This is a genomic window from Scytonema sp. NUACC21 (assembly GCF_054684315.1).
In genome coordinates, this window is the sequence record NZ_BAAFZH010000108.1 from 310,202 (window position 1) to 335,354 (window position 25,153).

Below are 25,153 nucleotides of genomic sequence, written 5' to 3' on the forward strand. Positions count from 1 at the left end.
ACTTCACTCACTAGTCTAGGAATTCCGAAAACAATTGGACAGAGATATTCTTTCGGCAAAATAGGAGATTTTGTTGCTTTGTAAGAAGGAAAGGTTCGATTACAGCAACCGTGATTATTTTGCACTCGTACTATTCCGCCCTGAATCCTTACGGTTAATTGCTAAAGCTTACGGATTTTGCAGTTAAGACGAGTACCCACTTTTTAAGCAACCACTTCAGTAAAGTGTGAGTGTATTTTTGTAGCAAAATTGGTGGATGCAAGTAGATTGCTATCGACAGCCTCTTAGCTGCCTGATTGACTGCATCAAAGCTGTTTTCCTTGCGCTGTAAATATTTTTGAGTGCAATACTGATAAACTCGAGCCAAGCTTTGATTTTTGAGGTATCTTAGGTTAGTAGGGGCGTTTTCAAATGCCTTTTCCACCACCGCCATAGCTGACTTTTCCACTACCTCAATGTTGGATGATATAGAGTTGGGAGAGACACGGTAATAAACTTGGTGTTTGGGAACTACAACAAAATCCCAATTAACTGCTAACCTAATCCAGTAGTCCCAGTCCGCACATGAGATGAGTGTCGGATCGAATTCCCCTGTTGATTCAATTGCTTGTCGGCGAATCAAAGTATTGGAACCGCTAGAAATGAAGTCATCAACCAATAAATTGGCTTGTACATTGCCTTGAAAGAATATAGGTTTCCCCTCGTATACAGATTTTTTTTCATGCCAGAAATAAGTCCAGCTATAAGCAACTCCAGCCTTTGGATGTTTTTGTAAAGCAGCTAATTGTAGTTCGAGTTTATCGGTTGTCCACAAATCATCGGCATCAAGAAAAGCAATAAATTCTCCCCTGGCGTGAGAAATTCCGTAATTGCGAGCTGTCGAAATTCCTCCATTTTTATAGGAAAAAACTTTTAAACGTTCATCACAAACACTTTTAAGTAATTCTAAGGTGTTATCTGTGGAACCATCATTGATGACAATGATTTCAAAATTAGAAAAGGTTTGCTGCTGAACGGATTGGATAGTGTCTAAAATGGTACGCTCGGCATTGTAAGCTGGAACTATAATTGAAACAAGAGGATTATTATTCACTTCATTTACTCCTATAGACATCCCTGTTTCCTTGTACTAATGATTTAGGAGTGCTTTAGAGCATCTGGAAAGCCATTTGTTAATTGGTGTCAGAAAAATGTAACTTTCTATTAAATGCGTATCGATGAGTCCATATGATGAAAGGAGGCAAAACTAGAACATGAGATAACAGGACTACTGCGGCTACCCAAAAGATTCCCCAATTGACTGCCAAGACTATAGAAACTGCAAATACAACAGTGAAAATTATGTCTACATAAAGCCGAATATGGGTTTTATCTATAGCATTGAGTAACAAAGAAGCAGCCCAAGCAAAGGTGCGTGGTATAACTGATAAGCAAATCATTATTAATACTGGAGTGGCTTCTACCCATTTTTGTCCAAATATAATTGGCACGTAGAATGGAGCTAGAAATGATTGAGCTAGAATCAGTGGCACGACAACTAAGGTAATTTTTCTCAGACTCTTAAAGTATCTCTGCTTAAATTCAGTATAATTAGAACGCACAGCACAAATGTAAGGATACAAAGCTGACATGAATGTATTTATAACATTCATGCTAATTCCCAATCCGGCATTAAAGGCGAAATAGTAAATACCTAAAGCATTAATTCCTAAAAAATTACCAATTACTAAATAATCTATGTTCATCCTAAGGTTATTTAATAATTCTAAAAAAAGAATATTTTTACCAAATTCTAAAATTTTCTGCCATCCTTGTAATTGAAACTTTTTAGGAGGTCGCCAAGAGTGATTTCTCCAGTTAATAACAATCCATATTGGAGTTGTTAAAACCATAGACCAAACTATAGCCCAGATTCCCATACCTAAAACAGCTAAAATGACAGTAATGAGGTTCCCAAGTATTGATTGAGTCGCATTACATATTGCGGTAACTTTCAGCCGATTTTCTCTTTCAATTAATGCACTGTGTATTGTAAAGAAAGGTAACATCAAATACATTAAACCAACAGTGCAAACAGGCAAAATAATTTGGCTATTACCTACCCAAGATGCAATAATAAATGCGCCAATACATTGAAGAATAAACAGTGAAACAGATAAAATACAATTCAACCAATAGGCTGTATCACAGATAGTTTTAACATCTTCCTCATCAGCCTGAATAATCTTAGCCCCAATTCCACCTCGAAGGGTGACAACCTTGGAAAAGTCAACAATTGTGTAAACAATTGCTACTAAACCGTAATCTTGAGAACTGAATGTGTGAGCGAGAGTGACTGTCGTTGCCAAACGAAAAATCCTATTGACTAACTCTGCTCCTCCAAGCCAGCCAACGTTGCGAATAAATTGACCGGATAGTATTTGCTTAAATTTAGCGATTCTTAAGTTATTGCTTAGCATTTAGAGGTATTGAAAGTGAAGGTCATAAATGGCATTTTGCTTGCTGTTTGCACAATGCGTGTATTAGCACATTGTTTGACTTCTAGTTGCTGTTAATAGTAAATCTCGTAGTTGCTTGCCAATGACCTCAGGTGCAAAACCAGTTATGGCGCGATCGCGGGCACGCTGTCCCAACTTTAAGCCAAGGGCTGGGTTATCTAGAATTTCACCAAGCTTTGTTGCTAATGCTGCAGCATCCTCACGAGACACAATAATGCCACCAGAATCTTCACCGTATTCGAGGATATCAGGTATACCAGGTGCTGCAGCGGCTACTAATGGCAAACAGCAGGACATGGCTTCAATTGGGGCAACAGGAAAGCCTTCTTTTCGAGAGGGAAAAGCGTAAACATCACCGGCACAAAGGTATTTTTGTATTAAGGTGCGATCGCTAACAAATTCGTTGAGCCACATCACGCCCTGAAGTTGCTCTCGATCGATTTGTTGCTGAAATCTTTCAGCCTCGCTCCCCGTTCCTATAACCAACAATCTTAGGTCTTGTCCGCAGCCTCGGTCGTACAGTTGCTGCCAAGCTTGCAAAAGGATATCCAATCCCTTACGATTAATTTCAACACGTCCGTGCCACACAACAACTTTAGCATCTAAGGGAATGTTCAGCATTTCCCTTGCCAGCTGGCGGCTTATCGGTTGCCAAGAGGTGACATCTAGGGGATTGAAAATTCTAGCAATTTTGAATGCAGGTATTTGATAGCGATCGCAAACACGTTGAATTTCTGTTTGTGTTGCGATAATCACCCCCGTACACCCTCGAAATGCCAGTTGTCGTAGAGGAGATTCAAGCCAACTCAAGGTGCGATCGCCGCCTTGAAAAGTAGCAAACACTGGTATACGCATTAACTTTCCTAAAAGCACACACACATCAAAGCGAGCATACTCGTACTCTTGACATAAGATGGCTTGGCAACCCTCTAGCGCCAGTTCGCGGGCTAATAAGTTCAGGGGTGTAGATAAGTAAGTTCCTAAACTTTTTGCTAAATCCTTAATTGGTGTAAGTAAAGAACGGCGCAGGTGATTATCATCCTGAATATCTTTAAAAGATTGACCTTCACTTGCGCCATAAAGCTTAAGTGAATTGCGCCGGAGTTTTCGGAAACCCCTATATATCCGAGTTGGGGGCAAAACACAGATAGTAGCGCCAGTGGGTTTATGGGTGAAACGCGACACTGTAGCAACCTGAGCCGAAAAGCAGAACAGGATCGTTCGTACACCAACCCTTTGCAGAGCATCGACATATCCGAACATCCAGCTACCGACAAACTCGTTACAGAAAGCCTCGAATGAAATCCCAATGCTGTCCAGAAAGTCTTCGAGCAAATCCCCCACAGGAAATAAAGCAATTGTCGGCTCTGGGTCAGTGGTTTTGAAAAGTAACTCCTGATATTCTAAATCACAATGCTTGGTGTTTTGATAGTCTATTGGTGACATAAAGATTGGCTGATTTTACACAGGTACTATGTTTTTTGATGAGTTTATTGCAGGATTTAAATTTTTTATTGCCTAAAAGCAACTTAACTATGGCGTGTGTTAACTGCTCCTTGAGAGATTTTGCTTTATACACAACCTTTTGTCTTATTCGCTCTAAAAGAGAAGGATTTAACAAGGATAAGCCTAGTTCTTCCTCGCAGCAAACTTTGGCAGTACATACATTTGCCCGGTCTAGAGCTGAGATAAATTCATCGCGCACATTGTGAAATTTTGAGAGTTTTCATGCTTGAAGTCGTGGATTGCTTATAGCAAGAGCTTTTCGTATCCAGTAGAATAAATGCCTGGTAACATTTGGTGGAAATATTCGTTTCACCAACAACTTGATCAGCAATTTTTGAGTAGCTCGTTCAAGTAAAGTTTGAGGGTGTAAGTAGATTGCAGACCACAAATGTTGCTGTGCTTGATTGAGACCATCTATATCTGTGTGATATTGCAAGTACAAACTAGCACAGTATTTATGAAAATTAGTAAGGGTATATTTTTTGAGATATTGCAGTTCTGGTGGGGCAGCTTTATATGCTTTTTCCATTGCAATGAGTGAGGCTTGCTTCATGACCTCAACTTTGGAGGACATTGCCCCAGGAGTGCGGCGGTAGAAAATTTGATGCTTGAAAACTGGAACAAAATCCCATTGGGCTGCTAAACGCAACCAATAGTCCCAGTCCTCACATGATTTCAATGTGGAATCGAATTCTCCTGCTGACTCTATAGCTTCCTTGCGGATCAACGTATTTGAACCGCTATGTATAAAATCACTAACCAACAAGTTTTTATAAACATCGCCTACAAAACAATATGACGGAGAAGGAAGAAATGAGACTGGATTACCTTGTTCATCCACATCCATAAAATAAGTCCAGCTATAAGCAACTCCAGCTTCTGGATTTTGCTCCAAAGTTAGTAACTGTAGTTCTAACTTATCTGATGCCCATAAATCATCAGCATCAAGAAAGGCAATGTATTCGCTAGTGGCGCGAGCAAGACCGCGATTCCGAGCAACTGGTAAACCACTATTTGCATAGGAGAAAATTTTTAATCGTGCATCTTGAATACTGTGAAGCAGTTCTAAAGTGTTATCTGTTGAACCATCATTAATGATAATTAATTCAAAATCTCTAAAGGTTTGTTCCAGAACAGAATCTATAGTAGCCCTGATAGTTTTTTCTGCATTGTATGCAGGTATAATAACAGAAATTTTGGGCATATTGAAAAACCTCAGAATAATTTACTAGCGATGAAAATTAAAGATTTAGCGTACAACAGCTACTCCATATCGACGTAAAGTGTGAAATATTGCAAGTAATTGCTTGTAAGTATCTGCTCCCAACCAGCGCATAACAGTCACGGCTACACTTAAACGAATAAATTCCTTAGAAAAGCGTATTTTAGGAAAATATGCTAAGGCTTGCTCAAGAAAATAAATTGATTTTTTATACTCTTTTTGCTGACTTTGTAGTGGTTTCCAAGCTAAACAAAGGTTCGCTGCAGCATAACTTTTATTCTTTAAAGGCTGTAACTCCATTGGGGCTGTCGCAAACGCTTTTTCAATTACCATTTGAAAACTTTGTGCCATTGCTTCCCAATTTTTAGACGCACTGTTTGAGCGCTGACGGTAGTAAACTAAAGGTTCTTTTACGACTTTAAAGGGATATTTAGATGCTATGCGAAGCCACATATCCCAATCTTCTACGTAGGAACCTAAATTTCTATCAAATACCCCACAATCTTCAAAGCAGGTGCGACGTACCATTGCAACACTACCGCACTCCACAATATTGTGTTCTGTCAGCTGCTTCCAAACATTACCCTCTGACTGATTTTTGAATACTTTTCCAGTCGATTGGCTTTGCTCGTTAATGTAAGCAACCCATGTATAAACCAAACCAACTTCTGGATTGCGATCGAGGATACAAGCTTGTTTTTCTAATTTTGTTGGTTCCCATGTATCATCTGCATCGAGAAATGCTATGTATTCACCCTTTGCATGTAAAATCCCTGTATTTCTTGCTCCTGCCAAACCTTGATTTTCCTGTGAAATCAGTTTAACTCTAGAATCTTGAATCTGAGAAACCCAATTTTCTGTTTCATCTAAACTCCCATCATTAACAACGATAACTTCAAAACCATTAAAAGTTTGGTTGAGAACACTTTCCATTGTTTCTCGAAGATAAGGCATCGCATTATAGGCGGGAATGACTACAGAAACTTTGTACATATTTTGAATCTCCAAAAAATCATTGTGAATAAATATCGCGAAAAGTGCTTTTTTCACTATTAGGTTTTACTGTAAGCAATACCTAAAGTCAGTAATGCTGGCCAATACACATATGTAAAACCTTCAAGATTTTCAGCAAAACTAAATAAACCCATAATTATCAGAATACTAAGACCCAACCGGGCAAAATGGTTATCTTTTGCTTTAATAAGTAAGTAAATAAAGCTAGACAATAAAGCTAACACTAAGGCTAAACAACCAACCAATCCGTGAGCATATAAAATTCCAAACCAGGTATGATGGGAACCAATTGGCATTCTGCCCACAAGTGCTGGCCCATATTCTTCCAAACGTCCATGTCCCCAAATAGGAGCCTCATTCCACCAAAGTTCTACTGCTATACGTTGTAGAGTTTCGCGCACTTTTGAAGAACCAGCACGTGCTTTACTAAAATCCTCTTTAAGAGTTGCTATTAAACTTATTAAAGTTGGAGCAGATATCGTTACCAGAGTACTTGCAAAACCTGCTGCTAACTGTACCCAAGGTCGGAGAAAATTTGTTAGTAGCCACCCTACTCCTAAAACCAAGGGTAAGCACAACAATGCTAATCTAGAGACAGATGCAATAATCATTGCTACACCACCAGCCATCCCAGCCAATCGCCACTTTTTATTGCTTTCCTGTAAGGCGATACAAAAGTATAAATTACCTATCATGCCTAAGGCAGGAGGCCAAGGAGCAAATAATTGCATGCGTTTTTGACCGTCATCAAGAATATGAAATAAATAAACTTCGTAACTATTTCTCACCCCTCCAAAAATTTTTAATGGAGAAATATAGTAAAGATCTGGTAGATGTAAGATATTAGCAATGTAGGCAATGATGACTATAATTAAAGTTTGCAATCCCAGTATGCAAATAGAACGATATATTAATTGAGGTCTGATATTGAGATGACCTGCTATTAGAAATAAAACTAATAATACCCAATTTCTATACCAGTTTAATGTGGATTTCAAAATTTGACTAATTCCTAAATCAAAATTTGAATGTCCAACAATTAAAGCAAATTCTATAACAAGTACGGTAATGAGCCACACCCAAACGATGGGTGAAATTTGTATTCTTTCCTCTAAGGGTGTACCTTCATTTTGAAAGCACCACTTTTTTAGGGTACAAAATGCTAAAAAAGAAGCCAAAATAGGGGCAAGTACAAATTGCGCTCCCAGCAAATATATAAGATAAGTAAATATAATGTAATACCAAATGAGAACTTCAGGTAAATTTTGTGGCTTGATTGGGTTATCGTTCACTTTTTTAAAATGTAATTAAATGTTCTCTTAACTATCATTTAGACTTACCATTTTTTAGCTCTAATACGTTTATTTTTGTTAGTAATTAACCATACAGATATCGTTCCTGTTGTTAGAAAGAGAGAACCTATAACTGTACCTAACACAACAAATTCTTCTTTAAGACCACTAGTTTCTTTTGGTAAATTTGGCATCGATAAGACTGCGGTTTCTGGATAAGAAGCAGTAATATTAGATTTGCTAACATCTAATCTTGTTAAAGTAGAAGAAAAAACTGCTTCTGCAATTTTGGTATCCCGCTGCAAGCTATCCAATTTTGAAGCCTGCTGGGTGAGTATTGTTAACCTAGATTCTAGTTGCTTAATTTGTTGCCCAAGTTCTTGACCTTGCGCTTGCAGCCCTTGTTGTTGTGTCTGTAGTGAAATTAATTCTTGGAAGAGGGTTGCTCGTTGTCCGGGCAAGCTCGCTGAACCACCTCCACTGATGTTTAATTGTTGTAGGTAGGATGAAGAAACAGACCGCCCTAACAGGGATTTTGCCTGTTGCAACAGTGCTGTCAACGCAGCTTCTTTTTCTTCCTGCTTGGTGATAATTGTGGGGTGAGAAGGCAAATATTTAGCGCTTAAATTAGCTAACTCAGCACTGACTTTGCTGTAATCGGCTAGGTAAAGCTGAAATATCTGATTGGATTGCAGTGTTAAAGCATCAACGGCTTGTTGTGAAGACAAGCCTAAACTTGCCGAAAGTTGTCTCAATCTTGCACTGACAAGTCCCAATTGCGCGAAAGTTTCTGCTTTCTGCCGGCGTAATCCCTCAATATTCTGAGATAGATCTTGTAGCTGTTCGTTGGAACTTAAGCGGGAACGAGTTTGATATTCAGCAAGGCGTTGCTGGGCTGCTTGCAATTTTTTTTCCGCTGTACCCAATACAACCTCTAAATTGCGGTCTTGTTTGCCTATTTCTGTTTTTCTTAATTCGTCTAATTTAGCTTCTAAGGCTTTTTGAAGAACAATTGCCTTTTTTTGAGCCGCTTCTGGACTATCTCCCTCAATTTCAAACTGTATGAGAGTTGTATTATCTAAAATTTTGATTTTTGGTTTTCCAAATTTCTTAACGGGTATCTTGAGTTCATTGGCAGCTGCTGTAAGAACTTCTTCAGTTTGAGCAAGAAATTTGTAATTTTCTCTGGGATCGGATGACTGGCTCCCAAACGGAGAATCGCTTGAAGAAGATGCTTCCCCAATGCCCGGTACACTGATGTTTGTAGATGACTTAGCAATAGGCAGACTAATAGTCCATTGACTTTTGTAAGTAGGAGATTGATTTTTTAAATAAAGTAAAGCCACACTCCAAATCATGAAATTCATCACGAGCCAAAGTAACAAATAACCTTGCCATTTTTTGAAAACCCAAGGACTATGAGAACTAGGAATTGTTATGGTCTTAGTCATGAAATTTAATTACTTGTTATCAGGATTTTTTAGAAAAATTAATAGTTCTTCTGAAAAACTTTTTGAAAGTAAACTCCTCTGCCACTCGTACCCATAAAAACCAAACCAAACTGTTGTAGACTTGCTTCTAAAACATTCACTTGTTCGCCAAGAGGAGTGGATGATTGAGTTATATTTCTCCAAGTTTTACCTTTATCTAGAGAGGCAAAAATTCCTTCTGCTTGGTTAGTCATAGTTCCATAAACATATAAAACAGATGTAGAACTCTCTTTTGGTGCTTTACCAAGGGAAAAAAGTTTCGCTCTTTTAACCTGGGAAATTTTGTTAAAGGTCTTACCCCCATTTGTGGAGTGATATAGACCGTGTTTATCCAAACTAACCCAAACTTCTCCTTCAACATCTGGTGTACTTTTGACGAGGTAATAGTCTGCTTTTGGCAAGGAAGTGTTTATGGTGTTGAAGGATAAACCCCGATCGCCACTTTGGTAAAATTTGCCGTCAGCATAGTAGTAATATTTATCTCCGTTGACTCCATCGGCGGCTAAAGGTTGAGACCAGTTCCAAGGTCCGCGAAATTTAGAACCGGGAAAGCCTTTTGGTAAACTGGAAATTGCTTGCCAAGAAAGACCGCCATCACTTGTTTGCAATGGTTGACCTTCTTTAACGACAACCACAAAGTTTTTAGGATTATCGGCTGACATGGATACTCTTAGAGGTATGGTGTTCGTCGGAAATGTTGAAAAGGGTTGCCATGTCAAACCTCCATCTTTGGAAATTGCTCCACCATAAGTAGAGTTCCAGCGATTTCCTCCAACGCGCACGAGATATTGGGGTTGGTTGGCACAAAAGGCAATGCTATATGTGTCTTGCAAGTATTCTTGAAAGAAGCCTAATTTTGTATAACCAAGGCGTTGGGTTGGATAAGTGTACAAAGAACCGTGGTAGAACCCATCGACATCAGCTACACCACTTAACAATAATGCGCCAGATGGAGGGGAAACTAGGGTAAAAGTGACAAGTTGTTCGTGTCCTTTGGTGTAGTTTGTCCAACGAGCAGGATTGGTGTTGACATTTTCCGTGCGCCACACTCCAAACCAATCAGTTAACCACACCCGATCTGGAACCAGGGGGTCAAACTCAATAGCTGAGGTATGGTCGCTGAAAAATTTCTCAGACCACCAAGCGACTGTGTTGTTAATCTTGGCTTGCTTTTCTGTCCAAGAGGCTCCTCCGTTTTGAGAATGGAAAATTTTGGCAGAACCAGTCTCTCCTAGAGCAACCAGTACCTCTTGAGGGTTTTTTGGATGAATGCTCAAACCATTGAAAACTTTATGGGCAAACCAAGAGGGAGTAATATCATGCCACTTTCCGTTAACAAATTTACTAACACCGGGAGAACCCGCAGTTGTTACGTATAAGATGTCATCAGTACTAACGACCAATTTCATCGCTTTTGTGGGGCTATTTGGTATTTTGTTCCAGGTTATTCCCCCATCTTTGGATTGATATATCCCATCTCCGTAAGCACTTAAGTAAACTAGGTCGCGTACTTTTGGATTGAAGGCGATCGCTAAAATTCCAACTTCCGGGTCAGGTTTTGCTGATAAACCCTTCACCTCAGACCAAGTCATTCCCCCATCTTGAGAGCGCCACAAACCGTTTTGTCGCGAACCGAATAACAATATGTTGGAGTCAATTGGATTGACTGTGAGTCTATTTCCCGTCCAACGCTTATTAAGATCGCCTCCCATTGGTAGTTGCATATCTGATTTCACCCAAGTCACACCCCGATTTATGGATTTAAAGACCGCACCTGGATACCCTAAATACTTACCCACTGCTATGTACACTAAATTTGGATTGTTGGGGTCAATAGCTAACGCTTCTCCGCCAGAATAATTAATATCCGAAGAAGTCAGATGGTCTGTAAGTGCTATCCAACTTTCTTCCTTGGGATTCCAACGAAAGAAACCACCATTGTCTGTTCTTATGTAAACCAAGTTTGATTCCTTTGGGTGGAGGTATATATCAGTGACATAACCCCCCCCGCCTATGGCTACATTTTGCCAATCAGAAGTTAACTTTGGTTGTACAACTTCCAATCCTGTAATCTTATTCACCTTAGCACTATTAGCTACTATTGTTTTCAGCAAAAACACTGATAATAGTATGAAGATTGGAGCAGTATAAAGCAAGCAAAGCCAGTATTTAGCGCGTGTTTTCGATTGCAAAAGCAAGTAGCGCTGGACTGTTCCGGTGACTGGCTCAAGCAGTAAAAACAACTTTTTTAGGTATAATCTTTGGGATTTTTTTTCCATCGGTGCAATCCCTACGTTGTTTTCCAGATTGCATTTGTGGGTATAAAAACGTCATGCTTCACTTCGTTGCATTCACATTCTCAGATTGCAAAAATGCTTTGCGGAGGGAACAATGACATCTGGGGCTAGCACTAAGTATTGGCGGGTTTTAATTGGAAACTCTCATTTTTCTCGTTAAAGGACTTACCAGGTAGGCCAGAGAGAGTTTCATACAGTTTTAAGTTGTCAGTTGTAATCCGTTCCCAACTATAGTTCTGTTGCACATACTTTTGTGCTTTACTACCCATGAGCTTCATCTTGTCATGATGCGCGATCGCCCAATCCAAGGAACGAACACAAGATTCTACATTTCCAGCTTCAAACAACATTCCCCGATCTTCATCAATCAATTGCTGGTGGGGTGGAATATCACTAGCTACCACCGGTACCCCTTGCTGCATTGCTTCTAACATGGCTAGAGGTAATCCTTCCAAATCTGATGGCAGAACAAATAAGCCAGCGCCACGGACAATCTCCCAAAGTCGGGATGAGCGAAGTTCACCCGCAAATACGATATCGCCATTCTTTGCAATTTTCTCAAGAAGTTGGGAGGTAAATGCTTTAGTATCGCTAACCCCTCCAGCTAATACCAGTTTCCATCCAGAGGGTTTCAAGCGGCTAAAGGCTTCAACAAGAAGATCGGGGCGTTTTTCGGGTACAATTCTTCCTAAAAATAAGATGTAGCGTTCTTGCTCCAAACCAAGGGAGGTACCGTAGGTAAACTCTGGATCTGATTCACCGTAGGTAGCAGGACCGTTGGGAATATAATAAGTTTCCCTACCATAGGTTTGTAAAAAGTAATTTTGAAGTGCATCAGATACGACAACTAGCCCATCGGCAAACCTGACAGCTGCCTTTTCTCCCATTTGAATCAGGCGAGTCGAAAAGGTACCCCACTTTGCACGTTGCCAGTCTAAACCCTGACAGGTAACGACAACTTTTGCAGAGGTGACAATTTTCGGTAGAAAAGTAAATAGAGATGGCCCGAGAGCGTGGAAATGTACGATATCATATTTTTTGCCTGTCGCGGCGATCGCTCCTAACGCTGAAGTAACAAAGGCGTCTACTCCTCTCACATCGAATCCAGGTAGAGGGATAACTCTCACTCCTTGATAGTCGTAACTTTCCGCCCAACCACTGTCAGTATAAGAACATCGCGCAAACAAATCTACTTCATTGCCTCGTGCCACCATGCGAGGATAAATTTCTGCACAATAATGCTCGATACCACCTTGCTTGGGAGGAAGACCCTTTGCGCCAATAACAGCAATTTTCAGACTCATTTGTGTTGCTCCAAATATTAGGTGTACGTAAGATAAAGTGTTTATTTATCCCTCAATCCAGGGATTTCATGTGAAAACTTCAACAGAGGAAGAAAAAACCTTAGCTAGCAGTAGCGAGATAGCGCTGTTCCCAACGTTGCCACATTTGATTGTAGACTTGGGTCACAACAGCACTTGCTGCATAGGGGCTAGCGCTATGTACGCAAGCCTTGCTTGGGTATTTTTCTGGATGTAGCAGTACATTTTTTAAAGCATCAGCTATGCAAGTTGGGGTACGTTCAGAACACACAACTCCGCTATTTGGCGTCAGTAGTTTTGGAGTGTCCCCACATTGAGTTGTCACAACAGGTGTGCCACTTGCAAGCGCTTCCAGAACTACCAAAGGTAAACCTTCATAAGCACTCGTTAAAACAAAGACATTGGATATACGATGTAACTGTGCCAATTCTCTTTGGGTCACTGCACCCAGCATGGTGACTCTACCAGATAACCCCAAGCGACCAATTTCTGCACTGACTTCTGCTTCTAACTCCCCATGACCTGCTATAAGTAGGTGAACGTTAGGTTCTCTTAAAGTCGTCAGGAGTTGTGCTAACGCACGTACTAGCAAAATTGGATCTTTTTGTGGATGGAGTCTACCAGCAAACAAAATGAAACTTGTGCCCTCTGACAAACCTAACTTAGAAGCCAACTTGCGTCTTTGAGCTTCCCGGTCTGTTAAATTCAAGGGGTAGAAAATTTCATCATCGAATGAATTTTTTATGTAAGCAACACGATCTGCAATCTGTGGATAACGCTCTCGATATAACTCTGTTGCATTCGTATTGCATGACAGTATTTGGTTAAACTGGCTGACTAAAAACTTTTCTAGAGTAAAATAAGCAGCAGGAAATTTCCGCCAAAGTATTGCCTTTGCATCACCTGCTCCTTGCATCTGTGTCTGAATATCATTGTGAATAAACAGAGTTTTCTCACCACTCCAACGAAGAGATGCTAAGGTGGGTTCCAACCTATGGAAGTGCAAAAAGTCCGAGTCACAACAATGCTGTAAAAGAGAAGCTGTATACTTGAGAGTTGTTGGTATTCGGCTTCTAACGTTATCATTCTCTAATGCAAATAACGGCAGAAAACTAATTCTTTTACCAGCAAATTCTGTGACTTCCCATTTACCGATTGCTCCATCGCGATCGCATCCCGTTCCTACCAGTCTTACTTCAAATTCACTAGGAGCATATTTAATAAAAGTTTTGATTAGTGTTTGAATTCCTCCGATTGTACTATTCCAAGGATTGAATTGGTAGAAAATTGTCAGCACAGGCTTGCGTATAATCATCACTCGGCTCTCTCAGCGTTCCCATATATTTGTTTTTTCAGCAATTTTTGATTTTATTAATGAGTAAAAACTCGCAAAATCAATAAAACAGAGCTAGCGTTAGCAATGTTATTTCAACAAGTTCTAAATGCCTTTTCTGATTGCTTCTATTACGCACCAATTTACAATTTTTCACTTAGAACGTCAAGATTTAGTAGTTTTTATAGAGTCTCGTCTTTTGATATCCAGTTTAGATTCCCTCTATTATATAAGTTCATTCATTGCCTTTTCAGTTAAGTGCTTTTGCGATTCACTGAATATAGTGATATCACAAAAAAAATAGCTCTGTGTATAAACTTACGATTAAAAACCTAGTTTTTCTATAATTTTGTCTTTAATATATTTTTCAGTAAAATTACTGATTTGAGGGAATTACTTATATATTTATAGATACTTTTAAGATAATTTTAAAATCGATCTATTGTTTAAAATTTTCTCTTTTAACACGAAAAGTAATTTAATTATAATTACTGAATTTCATCAAATAAAGCCGAACCGATATATCTTCTTATCAAATTTATGGTAGTTTTACTTACAGCCTTTACTATTAAAGGCTTTCAAATATAGTTAAATATAGGTACAAATAGCTTTCCAATTAAGAAGTGTACTTAATTTACCTGTAATTTATACTTACATTATTTTTCTTAAAATTTGACGCCTTCCTTTTGGTAGAAACGCTGCAAAAATGTCTTTACATTATTGATATGTATTACAAGCAACGCAAATTTGGCATCCACCTTTTTGTAGAGATACTTCAAAGATGTCTTTCCCAAGACTATGTGACAAAATTTAAATTTACCTAAACTCCCTCTAATGACGAATGGAAATCCTGCAAAGGAAGACCTTCAAATATCTTCTAAAAGTGCCTTGTTTTTAAAATTCTTCTATTTCTCCCATCTTTTCTAACCAAGACTTAGCTTTTGATTTAGGTAAAATCGCCAAAATCTCAACTGTTGTTTCTGTCACAGTGTAAAAAATACAAAAGTTATCCACAGCCATTTGATACTGCACTTGAGATAGATGTTGTAAGCTGCTTATTTGAGCGTTGCTGTTTTTAATTGGTTCATATTTTAAATTTTCTGCTATGGCTTTGCGTATATGAAGGCGGACATTTCCTTTTAAACCACGTAAATCTTTAATAGCTGCCACTGAAAAAATGATTTCATAACCAGTTCTAGCTACAAGTGCTGCTAAAATGAGGGCTTTTTTAGATGAAAATGCAGGGGGATTGGGCATATAATTTAACCCTGCTCAAATACTAAGTTTTCTGTTCTTTCTAAGATTATCAAATCAATTCCCAATAGTCTCTTCCTGCTTTAGGAGTATGGGATATTGAGCTATAAGTGTAGCTGTGTGGGTAGGCACTTTCAATTCTCTCTGGCGACAGAGATGATATACTTCGGCAGGAGCGATAGATGAATTCGTGGTTTAACCTGTTTGGGCGATGCGAGGGACTTTACATAAGGAGTAACCTAAAACAATTAAGGCACTTATGGTTGGTAGCAATCCCTCTTATATGTACATTTTTCGGGGCATTATCTGGTTGCACGACCGACAATAGCATTCGCTATAGTCATAAGCTGTCAGCAAACTCTCCAACGCAACAAGAAATTAGGATTGTTGGCGATGCTAGCACTTATCTAGCTATGAACATACTAGCTGATGCCTATATATCTCAGGTTAAAAACGCCCAAGTCTCCTTTGTGCCAGCAAACCAATCAATGGCTATTCTGGCTGGAGTGAAAAATGACCTGTTTGATATTGGAAGTGTGAGCGAACAGTTGACCTTAAAAGATAGGACATTGGAGTATCGGGAAGTTGCTAAGGATGCCATTTTAGTTGCCACTCATTCTAGCGTCGAGGGTATTACTAACTTGACAACGGACAATCTCAAGGCAATTTACACCGGCACTCTTAAGAATTGGAAAGAGATGGGGGGACCAGATGCTGAGATTATTGTGTTGGATTTACCTGAGGAGGAGTCAGCTAAGCGCCTTCTTCGTTCATACTATTTGGGTGAAGATTTGAAAAACTCAAAGACAGCAATTTTGCTTAGAGAAGAAAACGATGCAATCGCGGCAGTACAGAATGTTCCCTATAGTATTGGGGCTTTCTCCTCTGGGTATGCGACTTCTAAACGTTTATCTGCGAACAATCTTAGCCTGAATGGTGTAGCAGCCACTCCAGACAATGTACAGACAGGTAAATATCCGATGGTACGTACCATTGGAATTATCTCAAAAAAATCTTCTTACCTTAAGGTTAAAGGTTTTCTCGCATTTGTTCGGAGTAGACAAGCCGCTGCGGTTCTATGTAATTCTGGTTTTCTGCCACCTTCCCACTAGGATTTTCCCTGCCCCCATGCGATCGCAACGTAGTAAGATTTGCGTACAAACCCAAATCTTTAGATTTTCTTCACTTTTTTTTAAAAAAATAGTATCGGGAGTACTATCCTCAAAAGCACAAATGATGATACACCATAGATATAACGATCCAATACCAATATTGGGTCTTGACACAAAACCCTATCTCAGTATATAATCTTAGTTTGTCTTTTTTATTAGGGTCTCTACCGACTAAGGAGTACACATTATGGCAAGACAACACAGATCAATCGGAAGTAGCGATCGCCTGAGCGAAATCATTGCCAAAGTCGATTCTTCTTCCAACACCAACCGTCTCAAACTGCTTGAACCGCCTCAGCCCATACAACAGTTGCCCAAAAAAAGTAACTAGTATCGTTGAAGCTGATGGTGCGACCAAGTTAACCAAAGTGAGCGGGCTAACTCCCCGACACGGGATTTTGATGTTGATTTTTTGTTCTGCGTTATTCTATACGCTAACCCAGTTAAAGTTCAAGTAGTTGTAAACCGTTCTTCATGATATTGGTAAAAAACGATCCCCCTTGACTCCCCACTCTTGAGTCAAGGGAATTTGCTTTTTTTACGATAGCCTCCACTTCTAGCACAATACTCATTATTGATAGTTATCCGTTTTCAGTGGATTCCCACTCCATTGATGTAGGGAGGTGAAAAGTAATTTTTCTCATTGACGAAGGAAGTTAGGACATTGTTTCCGTCCTAATTTGATTTATTAGGATGTTCACTGTTGACAATTTCAGCCAAAATAGGTAATTATCTCCCCTCACATGGGCTACCTATGACTGCTGCTGTTTATTTAGAAAACGTTTGTAAAGTTTATAATAATGCTCCGGTGGTGAATGACCTCTCATTTACTATTAATGAGGGCGAAATGTTTGGCTTACTCGGTCCCAATGGTGCAGGAAAATCTACTACAATTCGGATGCTAACTACGTTGACCAAACCCACACAAGGAAGAATTGAGGTGTCTGGTTATGACGTGGTTCGGCAATCAGTACTTGCCAAGCAGCAGATCGGCGTGGTTTTGCAGCAACTGAGCGTGGATGGTGATTTGACTGTTTGGGAAAATATGGAACTTCATGGGAGGCTACATCATATTCCCAATCCCCAACGACAACGACTGATTAATCAATGGCTGGATTATGTTGAACTTGCATCCAGACGCAATGATTTGGTCAAAACCTTATCTGGGGGTATGAAGCGACGTTTACAGATAGCAAGAGCTTTGTTACATCAACCACAAGTTCTGTTTCTCGACGAACCGACTGTTGGACTAGATCCCCAAACAAGGCGACGTCTTTGGGAGATCGTTCGGGATTTGAACAAGCAGGGCATGACCATGCTACTCACGACTCATTATATGGATGAGGTTGAGTATTTGTGCAATCGTATCGGAATTATGGATAGTGGTCGGCTCATTTCTTTGGGCACTCTACAAGAACTGCGTTTCCGTCATGGAGAGGGTTTAGTCATGAAGCAAGTAGAAGACCGGTGGGAATATCTTTTTTTCCCCACTTTAGAAGATGCAAATCTGTATCTCAATCAGCAGGAAGACAAAACAGGGATGATGGTACGTCCCTCTAATTTGGAAGATATTTTTGTAGAACTTACCGGGCGTAAGTTGGATTAAACAGTAAACAGTTAACAGTTAACTGTCGATAGTGAATTATTAACAGTTAACTGTTAACCGATCAAACACCTAAGTCACGCAGCATGGCTTCTAACCTTGCTACGCTCTCAGACTTACCCTGCTTTTCATACATCTCGCGGGCTTTTTTGAATACTGCGATCGCTTCTTTTGATTTTCCTTGCTTCATGAGAATGTTACCCCGTAACTCATAAACCTGAGGATTTTTAGGTTCCAAGTTTAGAGCTTGTTCGTATGCCCATTTAGCACTGTTGTATTCTCCAAGGCGAAGCAGAACTGTTGCTAACCCTACATAAGCATTAACGTTAGTTCTGTTACTTTGGATTGCTCGCCGATATGCGTCTTTGGCTGTTTTGTTATCTCCCAAATTGCCACTGACGTAACCCAAAGCGTATTGATAATCGCTATTGTTGGGATTTAAAGCAACAGCACGCCGATAAGCTGCCAGTGATGCGGGAAAATTCCCTTGCTGGGCGTAGAGATAGCCAATGCCAGAATAAATCGTGGCATTTCTTGGTTCTAGAGTAGCGGCTCTTTGATAAATGGCGATCGCACCACTGTAATCACCTGTATCCACTAGCCTGCGCCCCTCGTTTAGCAGTTCCTTCAACTCCTGACTGCTTTGTTGTTGTGGCATAATGCTTTGAGCCCGAGCCACGGATGGAATTGTTGCTGCAATATTGCTAATAATGAGAACACTTACTATAAAAGCTGTTGGTTTGTACACAGTAATTTTCCTGATATTTTTTGCAACTTTTTAAAGATTTCTTGATTGCTTGTCCATTAAAACAAAAATATCTGGTTTTGCACACTGCTTGCATTTACTTTTGCACAAGATTTATGAAGAATTTCCATTGCTCTGTGAAAGTACGTTAATCCCATAGTTTTATTTAATACAATTCTTGAACGAGCAACAAAACATCGCTGGTAGTTATGCCTAAGACATTAACCTCAAGAAGTTGAAGTCTCAGCATCGCTACCCGCTGACACTGACCTTATGAGCGGGCAAAAACTATTTTCCTACAAGTGTGTACCGTAATTCATCTATTCCATAGGCTTTTTGCTCCTTCAGGAAGTTTTGCTGCATTCTTACACTTAAGGAGTGAGCCCAATTATGAACTATCGAAGATGAAACCTTTACCCTTAAGAGTTCATACTTTGAGAGTCCCTTACCCTTAATCTTTGTGTTGTCGAGGTTCAATCTATGATTTTGACTACAACTGATGTCATCCAGGGAGCCGTCATTCAGTCATATTTAGGCATTGTGACGGCAGAAGTTGTCTACGGTAGCAACTTCCTACGAGATTTTTTTGCTGGTATTCGCGACATTGTTGGTGGACGCACTGGTAGTTACGAACGCCTATTTGAGCAAGGTCAACAGAAAGCGCTACAAGAATTATCGCAACGAGCACAACGCTTGGGGGCAGATGCTGTTATCGGCATTGAAATTGATACTGGCACTATCAATGTTGACCAATCCGGCGTACTCATACTTATTACAGCAACAGGCACTGCTGTAAAAGTGCGTTAGTTAGTAGTTAGTGGTTAATGGTTAGTAGGAAATACAACTAACTACTGACCGTTAACCTATTTCATTATTTTGCACTAACCCATCAATGAAAATGTTATTGAATAACAGGAAATAGATATTTTTAAAAAATATTAGATATTGAGAAAATATTAACTATAATTGGGATATAGCTGAAAACCAAACTAAAGCCACATTATCATTTCACTCTTTTTACAATAGAGAAAGAGGAATTATCATGAAGATTCTCTACTTAATATTTTTTAAACAAATTTCTAAATTTATATTTTTTTTATAACCAAAGATAGATACAATAAGTATTTCCAGTGATAGATATTGAAAAGCCTAAAAAGTAATTTAATTTGAGTAAATAGTTATCTATTTAAAGAAACAACTTTACTGGAGTGGTAAGGGGAAAGTAAATTATGTCATACACAAATCGAGTAGGTGACGAAGTTATTACCGAACCTGCTGTAGTTGGTCGAGTCGGCGATTACCATGACCGCGTTCGTTGGGGTCCCATCATTTCCGGTCTATTAGTTGCTTTAGCGACTCAATTAATTTTGAGTTCTATGTTTGCTGCAATTGGGGCTGGCACAATTGAAGGTTCAGGAGCGCCTAGATCTCTTGCACCAAATGTTGCAGGAAATGTGGGACTTTGGTCAACAATTGCTTTGTTAATTTCACTGTTTACTGGTGGTTGGGTAACAGCTCGTGCTTGTGGTCCGATGAACCGCAATACAGCTCTTCTCAACGGTGCAATACTTTGGGCAACTACTCTAGCTGTTAGCTCATGGTTATTAGCAAGTGGAGTATCGGGTGCTTTTGGTATTGCTGCTTCTAACGCTGGTGAAGTTGTTAACCAAGTACAGCAAGGTGGTGTGAATGTACCCCAAAACACTCCTAACGTCAGTGCTCAACAAGCCGCTGAAATTGCAGGCAATTTACGCAGAGGATTGTGGTGGTTTGTTTTTGGTTCCTTATTAGGTTTACTGGCTTCCATGATTGGGGCTGCTGCAGGAACCCGGAGTCCACGCAATAACGCCAGCTACTAACAATCAAACCTCAGAATTTTGTTGAAAAACTCTAATATTAAAGCTTTTGCTCTTAAGAAAGTGTTTTCACCTTGGAAGGGTGCTGCTACACGAACAAAGTCCGCACTGGCGGGCTTTTTGCTTTGAAGAAGGGAACAGGTAACAGAGGAATTTTAACTACTAACTAATAACTTTATTTAAGTATTTTCTGCAAATAAAGATTCTAAATCTCGATAACCGCTAACTACACGCACAATTTCAATCCCACTATCTATAATTCGGTAAAGAATAATGTACCCATTTAAAGGAACACCCCTCAAATCAGGTTTAATATTGGCATAACTCCTTCCATATTCGGAAAATTAGCTAAATATTTACATTTTTTTTCAAACTCATCAACAAAACGCTCTCCAGCTTCAATATTTCTGACAGTAAAATAATCAATAATTTCTAATAAATCAAGGCTGGCTGCAGGAGAGATAATATGTTGTTTCATCCTTGTGCCTCTCTTGCTTGACGCAATTTAGAGCGCAATCTTTCAATGACAACTTCCCCCTCAATGCCTTCCCCTCTATCCAACTGTTCAATAGCCACTTCAACTTTTTGTCGTGTTTCTTCTACCCACTGTTGATAACCTTGTTCCCACTCTAATAACAGCTTTAATGCTTTACTAATTACTTCTTCAGGATTGCTATATCTACCTGTAGCAATTTGTGCTACGATAATTTGCTCTAATTCAGGTTTAAGTTGGATATTCATGATTTTTACTTTAGTTGATGAACAGCTTTAATCTTGTTATAACAAGACTTAATTATTTCCTGTTAGCACTTGGATAAGTTTGTTGAGGAATTGGGAGTTGGGGGAAACCACGACAAAACAGGACTTCCTTCTCTACGAGTACACGCGAGTGTGCCTTCGGGTACTCGTGGGTTTGGGTCTGACACGTAAGACTAGGGGGTAGAGGCAGTCGTAGGCTGCCTCTACCCCTCCTCTCCTTCTTTTATGATTATCATTATTTAACAAGTTTATTTCTACATTTGGACGGATTGACAAAATGCACTTATTTTTAAGTTGTTACTAATGACTAACTGACTAACCACTAACCTTTACCACTTCAAATAAGCGGCTTCTATTCCCTGCTCTCGACGAATTTTGCCATCTTTTTCAAACCAAGCAATGACTTGTTCTGCAGTTAAATCCTCAATAGCCACGTCATATTCTTGAGCTATATGCTTCAATAATCTCAGTGATGAAATAGTTATTCTTGTTAAAAATTTCTCGGGATTGGACAGCAAAGCAGCATCGACTTGTGCTGACTCTTCTAGTGTTAAAAATTGTGGGGTCGATTGCGATGGTAAGTTCATAGGAAGTATGAAGTATGAAATATGAAGTATGAAGTCAATTTCATTAATAAATTAAGGAGGCAGTGCGTTGGGTTTCTGCTCAAAGCTTAAAGCAACTGCCTTCAGCTTTTATCCATCTATCAACCTATTTTTCATCCTTTATCCTTTATCCTTCATGCGGTTCTCTCAAGCAAAACCTACTGCGAGCAATTCGCTTGTGGGTGTGGTTGCGTTCTTTGTACGGAGAACCGCCAGACCGCTTGCTGCTGGATGATTTTACCCTAGCAGACTGGCGGGATGCGTTCTTCAGCCCGACACACCCTAAGGGCGAAGCCATTCCCAACTGCCATGACCCCAATTGCTATTGCGCTCAAACTACTGCTGCATGGTTGTTTGATGCCAAAACAGGACTTTGTGAGCCACAATGGAAGCGATCGCTCCTATCTCATGCTGCTATCTCTGAATCGGATTTGGAGAAACTTCTACAGCGCCGCTTGTTTGGGGTCACCCGTCGTTCTCTCCAAGGAGATTTAGAAATTCTGCAAGAACTGGGCTGGTTGGAGTATCAACAGCAGAAATATCACCGTGTCAGCAACTTACCCTCTCGTCCCACAATCGCAACTCCACCAACCTCACACATCAAAGTCAGCAACTACGATCTACATTTTCTCAATCAAGAAGATTTAGCAGCGATCGCCCAAAATCACAGCCAAAAAATTGCTGGTGTACAAAGGTTTTTCTTCAAACTCGACTACGTTATTCCCCGCACTACCATAGACCTAGTTGATGACTGGCAGCATCAATTGAGGGAACTTTGGGGAAAAACCCCAGTGCCTCCTATCAGATTAACTTACAATAGTGCCAGGTTAGGAGATGCTGTTGAATGTGTAGTCTACCCAGTCTGTATCTACTACGTACAACGTGCAGTTTACCTCTGTGCCTTTGGAGAAAGCCCGGATCGAAAAACCGATTGGTACAACTATCGTCTAGACCGAATTCAAGAAATTACCCCTATTAAATGGTCAAACTCTGCCATTCCCAAACTTCTGCAACAACGCAAAGAGCAAGCAACTTTACCCGTTCCAGAAATCATTGAAGTGCAAATGTCTAAAGCTTGGGGTTTTGATTTCTACTTGCCGCCGCGACTGATGCTGCTGCGATTTGACCGAGACTACCACGAGCGGTATATTCAGAATACCGTTCGACATGAAACCTTTAAGCTCATTAGCTATCCTCTTGCCAAGAATCTGATTCGGCAACAAACCCAGCAACCAGAACAGCAAGAATTACTCACACTTCTGGAACATCGTTCAGCCAAAGATGCATACTATCGCCTCTATTATCGACATGGAGATAACAATGTCAGTATGCGTTTGCGAGCATGGCGACCAAAAGCTGAAGTCATCATGCCTTGGGAATTGCGAAAAAGTATTGCTGCTGATGTTGCTGCGGAATTTCACCTTTATCATAATGAATTGAGCCATGACACCAAAATTGACAGAACGATTTGAAGCGGCGTTAGTCTACGCCACTCGTCTCCACGCTCATCAAACCCGTAAGTTTGGCGGCACTCCTTATATCGCTCACTTGCTGAGTGTAGCGGCATTGGTTCTGGAGGCAGGAGGAAGTGAAGATGAAGCGATAGCAGCCCTGTTGCATGATAGTATCGAAGACCAAGGCGGCAAAGCCATCCGTGAGGAAATCCGCCAGCACTTCGGCGAAACAGTTGCGGCAATTATTGACGGCTGTACGGAGTGGGATACGCCACCCAAACCACCGTGGCAACAGCGCAAGAATCGATACCTAGAAAACCTCCGCCTAGCTAACCCCTCTGTGAGATTGGTATCCCTGGCAGATAAACTGCACAATGCCAGATCCTTACTAGCAGATTGGAGAAAATTGGGAAATTCCATCTGGACTGAATTTAGCAGTGGTAAAGAAGGAACATTGTGGTTTTACCAATCCTTGGTGCAAGTTTATCGAGAAACAGGCTCCGATTTGATGACAGAAGAACTCGAAGGAATTGTCAAACAACTGTCTCAAGAAAATATCCTATAACCGTGCCCTGCCTCCGGTCGGATATTTGAGAGTAAAATGGTATAAGTGTACTGTATAATAACAAACGCTAGGCAGTGCCCACCCTACGTTCAAAATTTGTTACATGATTGACCACGACAGATTATTCAAAGAACTTCTTTCAACATTTTTTATTGAATTTCTCGAATTATTCCTTCCCGAGGTGGCAAGCACAATCGACCGGAATTCTATTCGTTTTCTTCCCCAGGAGTATTTTGCAGATTTGACATCTGGTGAAGATAAAATCATTGATTTATTGGTGGAAGTCAAACAAGCAGGTGAAGATGTAGGTTTTTTACTTCACGTGGAAGCTCAATCCTATCCCGAAACAGATTTTCCTCGTCGTATGTTCTTCTACTTTGCTCGTTTGTATCAAAAGTATCTACAACGTGTATATCCTATCGTCGTGTTTTCCTTTGATGAACCTCAGCGTGAGGAAGTTCACACGCATACAGTAGAGTTTACTAATTTGAAGGTGTTAGAGTTTAACTTTGTTTCAATCCAACTAAATCGCTTAAATTGGCGAGATTTTGTGCAGCAACCTAACCCGGTAGCAGCGGCTTTGATGGCAAAGATGCAAATTAAACCAGATGAACGACCAAGAGTCAAAGCTGAGTGTTTGCGGTTACTAGCAACATTGCGATTAGACCCAGCAAGGACACGATTAATTTCTGGATTTGTCGATGCGTATCTGCGCTTGAATCCTCCTGAGGAGCAAAGGTTTCAAGAAGAAATTGGTAAACTGAAAGAATCAGAAAGAGAGGGAGTTATGGAGATTGTTACTAGTTGGACAGAACAGGCAACGCGATCGCTTGTCCTTAAACAACTGAATCGACAAGTGGGACAACTTCCAGAAACAATAACAGAGCAAGTGAAAACTTTATCTGTACCGCAACTAGAAGCGTTGGGAGAAGCACTGCTTGATTTTACAAGTCTTGCTGACCTTGAAACCTGGCTGGCAACCAATCATGGAGGATAATATTTTTTAAGTAGAACGTGGAATTTTGCTGAACCTTGAAGGAGATAGTTAGCAAGACTGGTGGGATTCTAGGTGCAAACTCTTGCTGTTTCACGTCTGCTTGCCTTATAGGTTGAATAGTTGCAGCTTCCTGCTAAGTTTGAAATTTGCTGTAGCTATCACTAGTTAA

At 40.1% G+C, this 25,153-nt stretch carries 23 protein-coding genes; 8 read left to right on the forward strand and 15 right to left on the reverse strand.

Features of this window, described 5'->3' with window-relative positions; genetic code table 11:
* Positions 1–154: 154 nt before the first annotated feature.
* The 11 genes from ACYRY3_RS41815 to ACYRY3_RS41865 all read right to left on the reverse strand — a co-directional run bounded on the left by ACYRY3_RS41815 (position 155) and on the right by ACYRY3_RS41865 (position 15,231).
* A complete protein-coding gene (locus ACYRY3_RS41815) occupies positions 155–1,114 on the reverse strand; it encodes a glycosyltransferase family 2 protein (RefSeq protein ID WP_460207736.1) in 960 nt (319 codons plus the stop codon).
* Positions 1,115–1,172: 58 nt separating this feature from the next.
* A complete protein-coding gene (locus ACYRY3_RS41820) occupies positions 1,173–2,459 on the reverse strand; it encodes a lipopolysaccharide biosynthesis protein (RefSeq protein ID WP_460207737.1) in 1,287 nt (428 codons plus the stop codon).
* A gap of 63 nt (positions 2,460–2,522) precedes the next feature.
* Positions 2,523–3,944, reverse strand: coding sequence for a glycosyltransferase family 4 protein (locus ACYRY3_RS41825; protein WP_460207738.1), 1,422 nt, complete (start codon positions 3,942–3,944; stop codon positions 2,523–2,525).
* 280 nt (positions 3,945–4,224) lie between these two features.
* The gene (locus tag ACYRY3_RS41830; protein ID WP_460207739.1) at positions 4,225–5,208 is read right to left on the reverse strand and encodes a glycosyltransferase; all 984 of its coding nucleotides are present in this window, start codon (positions 5,206–5,208) and stop codon (positions 4,225–4,227) included.
* Positions 5,209–5,253: 45 nt separating this feature from the next.
* Positions 5,254–6,219, reverse strand: coding sequence for a glycosyltransferase family 2 protein (locus ACYRY3_RS41835; RefSeq protein ID WP_460207740.1), 966 nt, complete (start codon positions 6,217–6,219; stop codon positions 5,254–5,256).
* 59 nt (positions 6,220–6,278) lie between these two features.
* On the reverse strand, positions 6,279–7,532 hold the full coding sequence (locus tag ACYRY3_RS41840) for an O-antigen ligase family protein (RefSeq protein ID WP_460207741.1): 1,254 nt from the start codon (positions 7,530–7,532) through the stop codon (positions 6,279–6,281).
* A gap of 44 nt (positions 7,533–7,576) precedes the next feature.
* On the reverse strand, positions 7,577–8,983 hold the full coding sequence (locus ACYRY3_RS41845; RefSeq protein ID WP_460207742.1) for a GumC family protein: 1,407 nt from the start codon (positions 8,981–8,983) through the stop codon (positions 7,577–7,579).
* 38 nt (positions 8,984–9,021) lie between these two features.
* Positions 9,022–11,301, reverse strand: a complete 2,280-nt coding sequence (locus ACYRY3_RS41850; protein ID WP_460207743.1) for a WD40/YVTN/BNR-like repeat-containing protein — start codon at positions 11,299–11,301, stop codon at positions 9,022–9,024.
* A 131-nt stretch (positions 11,302–11,432) separates the two neighbouring features.
* Positions 11,433–12,617: a glycosyltransferase family 4 protein gene (locus ACYRY3_RS41855; RefSeq protein ID WP_460207812.1), complete on the reverse strand. Its 1,185-nt coding sequence runs from the start codon at positions 12,615–12,617 to the stop codon at positions 11,433–11,435.
* 106 nt (positions 12,618–12,723) lie between these two features.
* Positions 12,724–13,950, reverse strand: a complete 1,227-nt coding sequence (locus ACYRY3_RS41860; RefSeq protein ID WP_460207813.1) for a glycosyltransferase — start codon at positions 13,948–13,950, stop codon at positions 12,724–12,726.
* Between the two features lie 918 nt (positions 13,951–14,868).
* Positions 14,869–15,231 (reverse strand): type II toxin-antitoxin system RelE family toxin, encoded by a 363-nt coding sequence (locus tag ACYRY3_RS41865; RefSeq protein WP_460207744.1) that lies wholly within the window; start codon positions 15,229–15,231, stop codon positions 14,869–14,871.
* 260 nt (positions 15,232–15,491) lie between these two features.
* Between ACYRY3_RS41865 and ACYRY3_RS41870 the strand changes: the two genes are divergently transcribed.
* The 3 genes from ACYRY3_RS41870 (at position 15,492) to ACYRY3_RS41880 (ending at position 18,006) form a co-directional block, all read left to right on the forward strand.
* Positions 15,492–16,340: a substrate-binding domain-containing protein gene (locus ACYRY3_RS41870; protein ID WP_460207814.1), complete on the forward strand. Its 849-nt coding sequence runs from the start codon at positions 15,492–15,494 to the stop codon at positions 16,338–16,340.
* 247 nt (positions 16,341–16,587) lie between these two features.
* Entirely contained in the window at positions 16,588–16,731 is a 144-nt protein-coding gene (locus ACYRY3_RS41875; protein ID WP_460207745.1) for a hypothetical protein, read from the forward strand.
* 423 nt (positions 16,732–17,154) lie between these two features.
* Positions 17,155–18,006 (forward strand): ABC transporter ATP-binding protein, encoded by an 852-nt coding sequence (locus tag ACYRY3_RS41880; protein WP_460207746.1) that lies wholly within the window; start codon positions 17,155–17,157, stop codon positions 18,004–18,006.
* A gap of 61 nt (positions 18,007–18,067) precedes the next feature.
* On the opposite strand, the gene ACYRY3_RS41885 is transcribed toward ACYRY3_RS41880, so the two are convergent.
* Positions 18,068–18,751, reverse strand: a complete 684-nt coding sequence (locus tag ACYRY3_RS41885) for a tetratricopeptide repeat protein (RefSeq protein WP_460207747.1) — start codon at positions 18,749–18,751, stop codon at positions 18,068–18,070.
* Between the two features lie 477 nt (positions 18,752–19,228).
* On the opposite strand from ACYRY3_RS41885, the gene ACYRY3_RS41890 reads away from it, so the two are divergent.
* Both ACYRY3_RS41890 and ACYRY3_RS41895 read left to right on the forward strand, forming a co-directional pair.
* On the forward strand, positions 19,229–19,555 hold the full coding sequence (locus ACYRY3_RS41890; RefSeq protein ID WP_460207748.1) for a YbjQ family protein: 327 nt from the start codon (positions 19,229–19,231) through the stop codon (positions 19,553–19,555).
* 422 nt (positions 19,556–19,977) lie between these two features.
* Positions 19,978–20,607 carry a hypothetical protein gene (locus ACYRY3_RS41895; protein WP_460207749.1) on the forward strand — a complete coding sequence of 210 codons (630 nt, stop codon included), beginning with the start codon at positions 19,978–19,980 and terminating at the stop codon, positions 20,605–20,607.
* Between the two features lie 295 nt (positions 20,608–20,902).
* Here the strand turns inward: ACYRY3_RS41895 and ACYRY3_RS41900 are convergent, their stop codons facing one another.
* The 3 genes from ACYRY3_RS41900 to ACYRY3_RS41910 form a co-directional block, all read right to left on the reverse strand.
* Positions 20,903–21,082, reverse strand: coding sequence for a type II toxin-antitoxin system RelE/ParE family toxin (locus tag ACYRY3_RS41900; RefSeq protein ID WP_460207750.1), 180 nt, complete (start codon positions 21,080–21,082; stop codon positions 20,903–20,905).
* Positions 21,079–21,345, reverse strand: coding sequence for a ribbon-helix-helix domain-containing protein (locus ACYRY3_RS41905; RefSeq protein WP_460207751.1), 267 nt, complete (start codon positions 21,343–21,345; stop codon positions 21,079–21,081). The genes ACYRY3_RS41900 and ACYRY3_RS41905 overlap by 4 nt, the downstream gene beginning before the upstream one ends.
* 347 nt (positions 21,346–21,692) lie before the next feature.
* Positions 21,693–21,950: a hypothetical protein gene (locus ACYRY3_RS41910; protein WP_460207752.1), complete on the reverse strand. Its 258-nt coding sequence runs from the start codon at positions 21,948–21,950 to the stop codon at positions 21,693–21,695.
* A gap of 110 nt (positions 21,951–22,060) precedes the next feature.
* On the opposite strand from ACYRY3_RS41910, the gene ACYRY3_RS41915 reads away from it, so the two are divergent.
* The 3 genes from ACYRY3_RS41915 to ACYRY3_RS41925 all read left to right on the forward strand — a co-directional run bounded on the left by ACYRY3_RS41915 (position 22,061) and on the right by ACYRY3_RS41925 (position 24,984).
* Positions 22,061–23,440, forward strand: a complete 1,380-nt coding sequence (locus tag ACYRY3_RS41915; RefSeq protein WP_460207815.1) for a TIGR03985 family CRISPR-associated protein — start codon at positions 22,061–22,063, stop codon at positions 23,438–23,440.
* Positions 23,412–23,987, forward strand: a complete 576-nt coding sequence (locus ACYRY3_RS41920; RefSeq protein ID WP_460207753.1) for an HD domain-containing protein — start codon at positions 23,412–23,414, stop codon at positions 23,985–23,987. Before ACYRY3_RS41915 ends, ACYRY3_RS41920 begins: the two co-directional genes overlap by 29 nt.
* A gap of 103 nt (positions 23,988–24,090) precedes the next feature.
* The gene (locus tag ACYRY3_RS41925) at positions 24,091–24,984 is read left to right on the forward strand and encodes an Rpn family recombination-promoting nuclease/putative transposase (RefSeq protein ID WP_460207754.1); all 894 of its coding nucleotides are present in this window, start codon (positions 24,091–24,093) and stop codon (positions 24,982–24,984) included.
* Positions 24,985–25,153: the final 169 nt, after the last annotated feature.

Coding starts and splice junctions, on each gene's coding strand:
- ACYRY3_RS41815 (WP_460207736.1), bottom strand. CDS start 1,114: ATGTCTATAGGAGTAAATGAAGTGAATAATAATCCTCTTGTTTCAATT.
- ACYRY3_RS41820 (WP_460207737.1), bottom strand. CDS start 2,459: ATGCTAAGCAATAACTTAAGAATCGCTAAATTTAAGCAAATACTATCC.
- ACYRY3_RS41825 (WP_460207738.1), bottom strand. CDS start 3,944: ATGTCACCAATAGACTATCAAAACACCAAGCATTGTGATTTAGAATAT.
- ACYRY3_RS41830 (WP_460207739.1), bottom strand. CDS start 5,208: ATGCCCAAAATTTCTGTTATTATACCTGCATACAATGCAGAAAAAACT.
- ACYRY3_RS41835 (WP_460207740.1), bottom strand. CDS start 6,219: ATGTACAAAGTTTCTGTAGTCATTCCCGCCTATAATGCGATGCCTTAT.
- ACYRY3_RS41845 (WP_460207742.1), bottom strand. CDS start 8,983: ATGACTAAGACCATAACAATTCCTAGTTCTCATAGTCCTTGGGTTTTC.
- ACYRY3_RS41850 (WP_460207743.1), bottom strand. CDS start 11,301: ATGGAAAAAAAATCCCAAAGATTATACCTAAAAAAGTTGTTTTTACTG.
- ACYRY3_RS41865 (WP_460207744.1), bottom strand. CDS start 15,231: ATGCCCAATCCCCCTGCATTTTCATCTAAAAAAGCCCTCATTTTAGCA.
- ACYRY3_RS41875 (WP_460207745.1), top strand. CDS start 16,588: ATGGCAAGACAACACAGATCAATCGGAAGTAGCGATCGCCTGAGCGAA.
- ACYRY3_RS41880 (WP_460207746.1), top strand. CDS start 17,155: ATGACTGCTGCTGTTTATTTAGAAAACGTTTGTAAAGTTTATAATAAT.
- ACYRY3_RS41890 (WP_460207748.1), top strand. CDS start 19,229: ATGATTTTGACTACAACTGATGTCATCCAGGGAGCCGTCATTCAGTCA.
- ACYRY3_RS41895 (WP_460207749.1), top strand. CDS start 19,978: ATGTCATACACAAATCGAGTAGGTGACGAAGTTATTACCGAACCTGCT.
- ACYRY3_RS41900 (WP_460207750.1), bottom strand. CDS start 21,082: ATGAAACAACATATTATCTCTCCTGCAGCCAGCCTTGATTTATTAGAA.
- ACYRY3_RS41905 (WP_460207751.1), bottom strand. CDS start 21,345: ATGAATATCCAACTTAAACCTGAATTAGAGCAAATTATCGTAGCACAA.
- ACYRY3_RS41910 (WP_460207752.1), bottom strand. CDS start 21,950: ATGAACTTACCATCGCAATCGACCCCACAATTTTTAACACTAGAAGAG.
- ACYRY3_RS41920 (WP_460207753.1), top strand. CDS start 23,412: ATGACACCAAAATTGACAGAACGATTTGAAGCGGCGTTAGTCTACGCC.
- ACYRY3_RS41925 (WP_460207754.1), top strand. CDS start 24,091: ATGATTGACCACGACAGATTATTCAAAGAACTTCTTTCAACATTTTTT.